Source organism: Propionivibrio sp., from assembly GCF_016790145.1.
GTDB lineage: Bacteria > Pseudomonadota > Gammaproteobacteria > Burkholderiales > Rhodocyclaceae > Propionivibrio.
This window is the reverse complement of the sequence record NZ_JAEUOI010000106.1, coordinates 1-9,111: the sequence shown is the minus strand read 5'-3', so window position 1 is coordinate 9,111 and position 9,111 is coordinate 1. Positions and strand designations below refer to the sequence as shown.

At 62.0% G+C, this 9,111-nt stretch carries 9 protein-coding genes; 6 read left to right on the top strand and 3 right to left on the bottom strand.

Annotation, left to right across the window (positions count from 1 at the left end; all coding sequences use genetic code 11):
- Window positions 1-189 (bottom strand): response regulator (locus JNM42_RS09750; protein WP_294268777.1); only part of this gene is annotated, 189 nt, incomplete at its 3' end.
- A 98-nt stretch (window positions 190-287) separates the two neighbouring features.
- Window positions 288-2,633 carry a fatty acid cis/trans isomerase gene (locus JNM42_RS09745; protein ID WP_294268775.1) on the bottom strand — a complete coding sequence of 782 codons (2,346 nt, stop codon included), beginning with the start codon at window positions 2,631-2,633 and terminating at the stop codon, window positions 288-290.
- A 131-nt stretch (window positions 2,634-2,764) separates the two neighbouring features.
- Here JNM42_RS09745 and JNM42_RS09740 point away from each other — a divergent pair, with 131 nt between their 5' ends.
- From JNM42_RS09740 to JNM42_RS19475, 6 genes are all read left to right on the top strand, one after another.
- Window positions 2,765-3,226, top strand: a complete 462-nt coding sequence (locus tag JNM42_RS09740) for a hypothetical protein (RefSeq protein ID WP_294268773.1) — start codon at window positions 2,765-2,767, stop codon at window positions 3,224-3,226.
- A gap of 301 nt (window positions 3,227-3,527) precedes the next feature.
- Window positions 3,528-3,794 carry a hypothetical protein gene (locus JNM42_RS09735; protein ID WP_294268771.1) on the top strand — a complete coding sequence of 89 codons (267 nt, stop codon included), beginning with the start codon at window positions 3,528-3,530 and terminating at the stop codon, window positions 3,792-3,794.
- A gap of 82 nt (window positions 3,795-3,876) precedes the next feature.
- Window positions 3,877-5,427, top strand: coding sequence for a phosphatidylserine/phosphatidylglycerophosphate/cardiolipin synthase family protein (locus JNM42_RS09730; RefSeq protein ID WP_294268769.1), 1,551 nt, complete (start codon window positions 3,877-3,879; stop codon window positions 5,425-5,427).
- Window positions 5,428-5,435: 8 nt separating this feature from the next.
- Window positions 5,436-7,262 carry a hypothetical protein gene (locus JNM42_RS09725; protein WP_294268767.1) on the top strand — a complete coding sequence of 609 codons (1,827 nt, stop codon included), beginning with the start codon at window positions 5,436-5,438 and terminating at the stop codon, window positions 7,260-7,262.
- 2 nt (window positions 7,263-7,264) lie between these two features.
- Complete coding sequence (locus JNM42_RS09720; protein WP_294268765.1) at window positions 7,265-8,203, top strand: patatin-like phospholipase family protein; 939 nt, start codon at window positions 7,265-7,267, stop codon at window positions 8,201-8,203.
- Window positions 8,204-8,643: 440 nt separating this feature from the next.
- Window positions 8,644-8,898 (top strand): DUF389 domain-containing protein, encoded by a 255-nt coding sequence (locus JNM42_RS19475; protein WP_366504434.1) that lies wholly within the window; start codon window positions 8,644-8,646, stop codon window positions 8,896-8,898.
- Here JNM42_RS19475 and JNM42_RS09715 read toward each other — a convergent pair.
- On the bottom strand, window positions 8,811-9,111 hold a 301-nt coding region (locus JNM42_RS09715; RefSeq protein ID WP_294268764.1), incomplete at its 5' end, for a LuxR C-terminal-related transcriptional regulator. The genes JNM42_RS19475 and JNM42_RS09715 overlap by 88 nt on opposite strands.

The window sequence follows — 9,111 nt, the reverse complement described above, 5'->3', positions numbered from 1 at the left end:
ACGCACCGCCATCGGAACATCGCCGTGTCCGGTAAGAAACACGATAGGGATCGTAATTTTTCGCCGGTGCAATTCGTCCTGCAGATCGAGTCCGCTCATGCCGGGCATACGGATGTCCAGCACCAGGCAACCCGACTGTCCATGTCGTAGCGCCTTCAGGAAAGAGGTACCGCGTGGAAAACTCTCGATGAAATCGGCGAATCCACCGAGCCGCCGAGAATCGCAGTGATCATTGCCGCCCCGGTCTGAGCTTCACTGCGCCAGGAGGCCACACCGCGCAAGGTCGATCAGTTGTTTTCGAGGCGGCTGTAGTCGAGCACCGCCGCCTCGTCAGGGGCCCGGCGCCGCCATTCGGCGTGCAGGGCATCGCTCAGCGGCCAGAAGCGGCGGTCGCTGCGGCGTACGCCGAAATGCTCGGTGAGCGCCGTCAGGCTGGCGGGATCGGAAAGCCGGGCTACGGCATCGACAAAATCGGGCAGTTTTTCCGGGTCGACCGCGAACAGCGCGTTTGGGTAGGCGCCGGCGATCCCGTCAAGCGCCAGCAGCGTATCTTCCCCGGGCAGGCGGCGGGCATCCTCGTCGAAGATCTGGGCGACGTTGCTGTGCGCGCTGTTGCGCACCAGGGATAGGGCCGAGACCTTGCCGCCCGGGCGCTGCAGCAGCAGGATGCTCAGTTCGGGCATCACGGAGGCCGGGATGCCGCGGATTGACGACAGGCGCTTGAGTTGCCCGATTTCGGCGGCGTCCAGCCCGAGCTCGCCTTTCCAGTCCAGCGCCGGCGCGCGAACCGGGGCGACGCGAGCGCGCACTGCTGCGTACAGCTCGCCGAGAGTGTCGGCACTGTGGTAGCGCATCCCGCTTGCGCGCGGGAAATAGGCGTTGGCATCGGCGAGATAGCGGGTCTGCGGCTCGCTGCGACCACGGTACCAGTGGTCGAGCACCGCCTGACGGTCCTTGATCGGCAGCAGGGCGAGGAAATCGAGCTCGCCTTCCATGCGCAGGAAATCCATGTAAAGACGGGTCGCGAGCTGGTGGCCGATGTTGCCGTAGATGTCGAAGCCGGCGAGCAGCAGGTAGTGCATGCGTTCGAAGAGCGGATAGCCGAAGACGACAGCGGTCTGCGGTCGCTCGCCGACCAGGCCGCGTATAACCGATGCGCTGTCGAAATGACGGATGACGGTGAGGCCGGCCGTCGGGTTGCCACCGTCGCCGTCCCAAAGATGTTCGACCGTCGGCAGATGGCGTTCGTCGACCTGCGCCAGTACCTGACTCTTGGTCTGCAGGTGCCTGGTCTCCAGCTTGGCGTAGTCGCGCCAGGCGAGCAGGCCGACATTGCTCCGGTGGGCGGCGGGCAGTTGCAGGTTGGGTGCATCGGTGTCGAGCAAGCGGGCGACGAGCTGCGATTCGGTGCTGTCCGGCGCACGGAAGACGACCCAGAACTGGTCCTGGATGACGTTGAGCGCTACCTGACCACGGCAGACCGGGCCCATCATGAAGCCCTGCATGATGAACCGGGCATCGTCGAGCATGAAACGATAGCGCGAGTCGACCGGCAGGTCGCGGAAGGTGGCGAACGGATTGGACGCCTGTTCCGGGTCGTAACCGGGCAGGGACGTGACCAGGTAGTCGGGCTTCAGGAACCAGCCGCGCAGTCGCTCCATGCGTGCGCCATCGAGCTTGAGCGGCATGAAGGTCTTGGCCACCGGCGTCGATTCGAGCGGGCGCAGGCGATACCAGATGCGCGGGACGCCGGGGTCGTCGAACGGGCGGCGGGTGGCAACAACGTCGATCGCCTGACCGGGCGCCGTGCGGCTGCGCACCAGCTCGAAATGGTGGCCGGGCGCCTCGGCGAAATACAGGTGCCCGGCGTACCAGTGCTCGTAGATGTAGCGCGTGACCAGTTGTTCCTTGGCGCTGTCGCCGTTCAGGAAGCTTTCCCAGTCAACGACGCGTGCCAGTGCGGCGGACGGCAGCGCGGCCGCTGGCGTATAGGGCGCGCCGCTCTCCAGCCAGCGTTCCAGCGTCTGCTGCTCGGCCGGGCTCAGCGGCGGCAGGGCGAAGGGCATGCCGCGCTCCGGGTGCTTGCGGGTGTAATGGTCCGCCGCCTCGGGTGTCACGCAGATCTGCGCGCGCCCGAGGGAGATATCGATGTCGCGGCTGTTCAGGCGCCCGCCGTCAGGCCCGGGATGCTCCTGCTTGAGGGCGAGCAGGCGGTACATCACACCGCCCTCACGGTTGGCCTCCGGCGTTTGCGCCCGTTCGTTGAGCACCGGGAAGAAGCCCTTGCGCCGCCACTCGGCATTGCTGAGGGCATCGAAACCGAGCCGCGTCGGCGGGTCGGCGAGCAGCCGGTTGGCGTAGACCTGCGCTGGATTGGCGCCACGCGTTATTCCCGAGTAGCTCGCCAGGTTAAGCTGGCAAGGAGCGTCATAGCAGGAATGGCACGCTACGCAGCGCCGATCGAGGATCGGGCGCACGTCCTGCCAGTAATCCGGGGCGCCGCTGACGGAGGCGACCGGGTGGTCGAAGCGCGCCGGATCGGACTTGCCGAAACGCTCGTCAAGTTCCAGTGTCGTGACGATCGTGGCGCAACCGGCGACAAGGGCAATGAGCAACGGAAGCAGCGGGCGCATGACGTGTCTGGAGTTCGTGAGTGGCTGCCATTTTAGCGCACTTGCCACAGGGTGACCGGAGACAAGCGGCGTTGATCCGTCCTACCCAATGCAATATAGTTCCGGCTGGCACAACGAATGGAGGCGAATCAATGAAATCAGCACAGATCATCGCTGCGGGACTAACCTTGTTGACCACGACGTCGGCCCAGGCAATCAATTCAACCTACGCGAAGCAACTCGAACGCTCGGGCTGCACGCAGGTCACCGAGGCCCAGGGCTGCGATATCAAGAAGAACAAGGCGGAAAACGCCAAGGCCGGGTTTGTGACGGACACATCGGCGAATACCGCGACGGCTTCGAAGCAAACCCCCTATGCCGGCAACTGGGTGGCCAAAGGGAGGGCCGACGCAACCGTCGCTACTATCCGCATCGACAACAAGGAGCGTGTCTGGGTCAATGGGAAGCGGGTCCAGGCCAAGCGCAGCGACGGGGCGCTGGTTTTCCGGGATGGGTTCATTACTTACACCATCCAGGGCGATCGCCGGCTGAAGGGCGAAGACTACTGGTCGGATTCCGATGCCAAGTCCAAGGGTCCCATCGTCAGCGAATGAAGCGCACTGTTGGCCAATTCTGGGACACCGCCCTGCGTCAACCCCACACGTTCACTGCGGCGTTCTCCACTCTGGCCTGGCTCGGCATCCTGTTTGCTGAATCTGATCACCTGCCATCCTATGGATTACTTTGGTTTTTTCCAATCCTCCTTGCGGTCGGGCTCTCGGTCTACTTTCGCCTTCCTGCGTACGCACGTTTGAAGTCTCTTGCCATTTCTGAGCAGCGGCGGCGCGTGACAGTCGACTGGCTTTGCGTTTAACACCTTAATTCATGGCCATGGAATGGCCGGCGGGGAAATCCATGGCTTCGATCGGCATTTCGGGAACACAACCGCCTATCAACTCGGCACCTGAATTCGCCTACGACGCAAGCAGCACCGAGGGATATGGCCTGCGAAAAGTATTCAATGGTGGCAGAGGTTTTCGACGCGCCCACGAGACGCAGACCAAGACGTCCGGGCGCCGCATGTATGAGTTGGAAAGCCTGGTGCGGTACCAGAACGAGCGCAATCTTCGTCGATGCGCTCGTATCCACTACGTGCACTACAGCTATCGGAGCAATCGGTGAGCCATCAAATACCGGCTAAAATTCACCGTGGCACCCGGAGAAAATACGGATGCGGGAATTCAGTTTAGCGGGCATATTCATCATGGCTGGCGGACGGGGCAACTGGGCCACCTTGCTCGTCAGCTTCTGGCTGGCCGGCTGTGCTTCCCAGACCGTCTGGCAGAAGCCGCCGCAGGAAGCGGCACAAGCGCCACGTCCCGACAGTCACTTCGCACCGCTCGAAGCCGCAATCGCCGCGCAACACGGCACCGACTACTCCGGCTTCAACCTCCTCGAGAAGAGCGACCGCGCCCTTCTCTGGCGCCTGGCGTTGATCGACTCTGCAAGGCACAGCATCGATCTACAGTATTACGTCTGGTTCGGCGACACGCTGGGCCGGTTGATGATGGACCGCGTCATCAAGGCCGCCGATCGCGGCGTCAAGGTACGCATCCTGTTCGACGACCTGAGCACGATGCTGCACGACATGACCCATGTCGAGATGCGCGACAGCCTGCTTTACCGGATCGACCGCCACCCGAACATCCAGATCCGCGTCTTCAACCCCTGGGACGATCGCTCATTGTTCGGGCGGGGCATTGGCATCGTCAGCGATTTCAAACGATTGAACCGGCGCATGCACAACAAGCAGATGGTGGTGGACAACCGCGTTGCGATCATCGGCGGGCGCAATCTGGGCGATGAATACTTCGGTCTCAATCCCGAATTCAACTTCCACGACCTCGACGTGCTTGGCGTTGGCCCGGTGGCCCGGCAGGCCAGTCAGGTTTTTGATCGCTACTGGAATAGTGAATGGGTGCGAGCCATACCCAAGCTGGCGACGGATGCAGAAATACCACCTGAAGACGAAATCAGTGCCAGCGCCATCCGCAGCATGATGGCCAACCCCGGCCTGCAGGCCATCGAAGCGGGGCGTACCGACTGGACGGCGCAGATCGCTGATTTGCCCGAACTGCTGGCCGCCGGGCGCAGCGAGGTGCATACGGATTCCCCGTCGCGCAGCGCCGAAACCCATAACCACATGCCGGATGCCATTCGTGCCCTGATGCGTTCGACCAGGAGTGAACTGCTGATCACCAACGCCTACATCATTCCGGATGCGAACTTCATGGCCGACCTGCGCGAGCTGGGCGAGCGCGGCGTCAAGGTGCGCATCCTGACCAACTCGCTGGCCTCGCACGATGTGCCGGCAGTGAACAGCCACTACGAGAAATGGCGCGAGCCCATCCTGGCGACGGGGGCGCAGCTCTTCGAACTGCGCTCGGATGCCGAGATGCGCGGGGAACTGGCGGAAATCGCCCCCTTGCGCGGCGAATTCGTCGGTCTGCATACCAAGGCCATGGTCATCGATCGCCAGCGCAGCTTCATCGGCTCGATGAACCTCGATCCGCGCTCCGAGATCCTCAATTCCGAGATGGGCGTCATTGTCGAAAGCCCGCCGCTGGCCGAAAAACTGGCCGAGCGTATGCTGCGCGACATGGACGGGGCTAACAGTTGGCAGGTCATTCGCAGCGATGACGGGGAACTGCGCTGGCGAAGCCATGCCGGGGAATTGAGCCGACAGCCCGCTCGCAGTTTCTTGCAGCGTGTCGAAAATGTTATCTTCAAGTTCTTCCCGGTCGATCTTTACTGATCATGCCCATGGATAACAAGAAACGGTTTCCTCTCCTCAGCAGCCTGTTGCCGCTGATGCTCCTGGCTGGCTGTGCCGGTTTCGAGCCACAGCCAGGGCCGCCCGCCGAAACCGGTGGAAACTATCGTCTGCTGACCAAGCCATTCATCGCTGTCGGCGATACCCAGGAGCATCTGTCGACCGGCTATCCAATGCATGACAACGACAGTGCGGTCGATGCCTACGTCGAGGTGGCACAGCGCCCGCCCGAGCAGGCGCTGTTTGGCCGTCGCCTGCTCGAATGGGCCTTGTCCAGCCATCCCGAGGAGCCTTACATCCACCTCGGCGACGTCATGGATCTCTCATGCCGGATTGAAGCCATCCGCATGACTAGGATCTTCCGCGCAGCGCCGGCGGCTGGCGCCATCCTGCCGGGGAATCATGATGGCCTGTTGTTCGGTATCTATTCCTTCAACCTGCTGGACGCCCAGCTTGATACCGATGCGCGCAAGTGGAACCGAGCCTGCCGGCGCGGCGCGGCACCCGAGGACAACAGGCACAAGGGCGAGAACGAGGGGTTTTCGAAACGCGACTTCATCAGTCTTTACATCGAAGAACACGCTGCGCGGACGCCGCCCAAGCCCGGCCTGCAGCCGCCTCCCAAGCGGGGCGAGCATGTCGCGAGCTGGCGCAATCCCGATCCGGAGGCTTTTCTTTCCGGCATCGAAGCCAAACTGCTGGATGGCATCGTCTACGCCGATTCCTACTTGGCGCAACGGATCAAATTGCCGCGAGCACCGGAGGCTGATCGCGACGTCATCGTCATCGGCCTCGACACCAACCAGGCCGGTGCCTTGGTCAGCGCCTGGGATACCCTCATGGGGCGCAGCCCCGGGAGCGTGGGGCACATCCATCCCGATCAGATACGTGCCGTAACGCCCTGGGTCGACGAAGCGGTTGCCAGGGGGGACATCGTCATTTTCGCCGGGCATCACAACTGGCGCTCGCTGGGTCTGCCGTCGCGCGTCATGTTGCGTTCACTGATGAGCCAGCTCAAGCACCCGCTGGTCTATTTGTCGGCGCACACCCATCGTGGCTTCTGGGCAGAGCATCGGGTCCTGGCCAGTCGGCCTGTCCTTGAAATGAATGTCAGTTCGCTGTCGGACTGGCCGATTGCCTACCGGCGTATCAGCTTTGCCTATGACGAGAAGGCACAGCGGCTGCTGGTCAAGGCCGATCTCCTGCCCCGGGGCGACATGCCCACCAATTCCTATGCCGATCTGCTGGCCGCCTGGGAAAAGCAGACCTGTGCCCAGTCCGACGTGCCCCTGGTGCACCTCCGGCAGGAGGACTCATCACTGGTTGAGCAGCAGCGAAATTCGCGGGGAACGCTGGTCGAGTGGCTGGTGCAGTATTTCAGCCCGTTCTGCGAAAGTTGCGAGCAATCGCTCTACGTCCATGCCCAGAATTATCAGGACGAACTCCTGCAAACGCTGATCCAGGTCGGTAATGACCTTGGACGCAACCAGCACCAGTTGCACGAAGTCGCGCTCCCGGCCTGGTGTGGCGGAAAAGACTACGTCGCCTGCACCAAGGCGCTCCTGGATGAGCGCGCCGAGGGCTACCAGGCCAACGTCGACCTGTTTCGCCGCAAGGCGACGCTGGTTGCCTTGCTCAATGAGCACCTCGACGCACTGGACAGCCATCGCGCCAAGTCTTACATGACCTGCCGGGCCGTTCTGGCGGCCAAGATCGATTTCGATGCCACCGATGACAATCACAATTTCAACCGTGGCGAAGCCAAGCGGCGGGCAGAGCAATTTTTCCGGATTGAAGCCAGCGTGGGGATGGATTGAGCGTGCACCGCTCCCTGCAGCTTGCTGCTGCCATCGCGCTGGCGGCGATGGTATTGGTCCACAACGCCGGCTGCGCCCGGGCCAACCGCTACGATGGCCTCAAGGCATTGCCGCTCGAAGAAGTCAAACCCCGCGTCGCACACCGGGGCGCCGACCAGGCTCCACGGGTCGGCATCGCCTTCGGCGGTGGCGGCGTACGCGGCTTCGTTCATCTCGGCGTCCTGCGCGCTCTTGAGGACGCTGGAATTCGCGCCCACGTGGTCGCCGGAACTTCCGTCGGCGCCCTGGTGGCCACCCTCTATGCCAGCGGCTTGAGCGCTGGCGAAATCGAGTCACTGGCCAAATCGGCAAGCCGCTACGAGTTGCTCGATCTCGTCGTCAGTCGCGAGGGCGTCATCAATGGCCAGGCCTACGCGGCCTGGATCCGTGCCGTGACCGGCAACCGGACCCTGCGCGAACTGCTGGTGCCGCTGGGTATCACGGTGACCGACCTTGCTGCCGGCAAGGCTCTGCTCGTCGTCGATGGCGACCCGGGCGAGGCAGTCCAGGCCTCGGCATCCGTGCCGGGCGTGGTGATCCCCGTGCAATCCAATGAACACACCTATGTCGACGGTGGCGTGCTGACGATCGTTCCGGTCCGCTTCGTCAGGGCCATGGGCGCAGATGTAGTCATTGCGGTCGACATCTATTGTGGCAAGCATCCCGCGCTACGCGGCAATGCCCTCGACACCGTGCTCAAGACCTTCCGGCTGCAAAGCTGCCTGCTCAGCGAAGCCGAGACTGCCGAGGCCGACATCCTGGTTCGCCCGGCATTCGAACCGGATAACCCGGTCAGCTTCTCCCAGCGTGACGAAGCAATTTTGGCCGGTTATCAGGCAATGAAGGCTTCACTACCTGCATTGCTGATCCGCATTGCTCAGCCTAAAGGGGGCGGCAATTAAGCCTGCCATTGCCCAGAATAGTGGGCAATGGCAGGCGGGTTGGCTGCGATGCCCGACCTGTTTCAGCCAGCCCAAGGCAAAATGGTTTAGGGAGGGCGTGATGCGGTATCACTAAATCCGTCGTTGATTAACGGAACGAGGTTCGCGATGCGCTTATACCTGTTGGTCTGCAAGCTCAGCACTTGTGACCGGGCGCACATTACAGAGCCTGGCAACTGCTTCATTCATCGATAGGCGCTTCCAATGGGAATCGCTCAGTAATCTTGAATTTAAAGAAACTGTTCAGTTTGCACAAAGACCAGGCAAGCCCCGAGGTCATCGACATCACAATCCGTGAAAACACGCGATTTGATGGCACCAATCCGTGGGTACAAATGTTTGCCATCGTCGTCGCGTAGGTTGGGCTCAATGTCAATTCGACCGCAGTCATCTTCGGTGCAATGCCGATAACACCTCTGATGGGGCCGATCATCGGTGCAGGTTACGGCGCCGGCATCCATGATTTCGCGCTGATCCGTAAGGCACTACGCAATCTTGCAATATTCGTCAGCATTAGCTTATTTGTCCATCGCAAAGTCGGCAGGTGCGCACCGGCAAAGTGCACGTTTCAAGCATCGCCCTCCGACGCTATGAAAAGACTGAACAACTGGGCTTGCGTTGCGACGCCAAGCTTCTCCCTGATGCGGGCGCGGTGAAATTCAACGGTCTTGACACTGATGCACAACTCGTCGGTGATCTGACGGGTCTGCTTGCCCTCAAGAATTCGGTCCAGCACTTCCCGTTCGCGCTCGGAAAGCGTCGCCAGCCGGGTTGCCAGGTCAAGGGACAAATCGTCATGCCGGTTCGTCTGCTTGCGGCGCTCGCCGTCAATGCGCAAGGCGTTGAGCACGGCCAGAACCAGCCGCTCC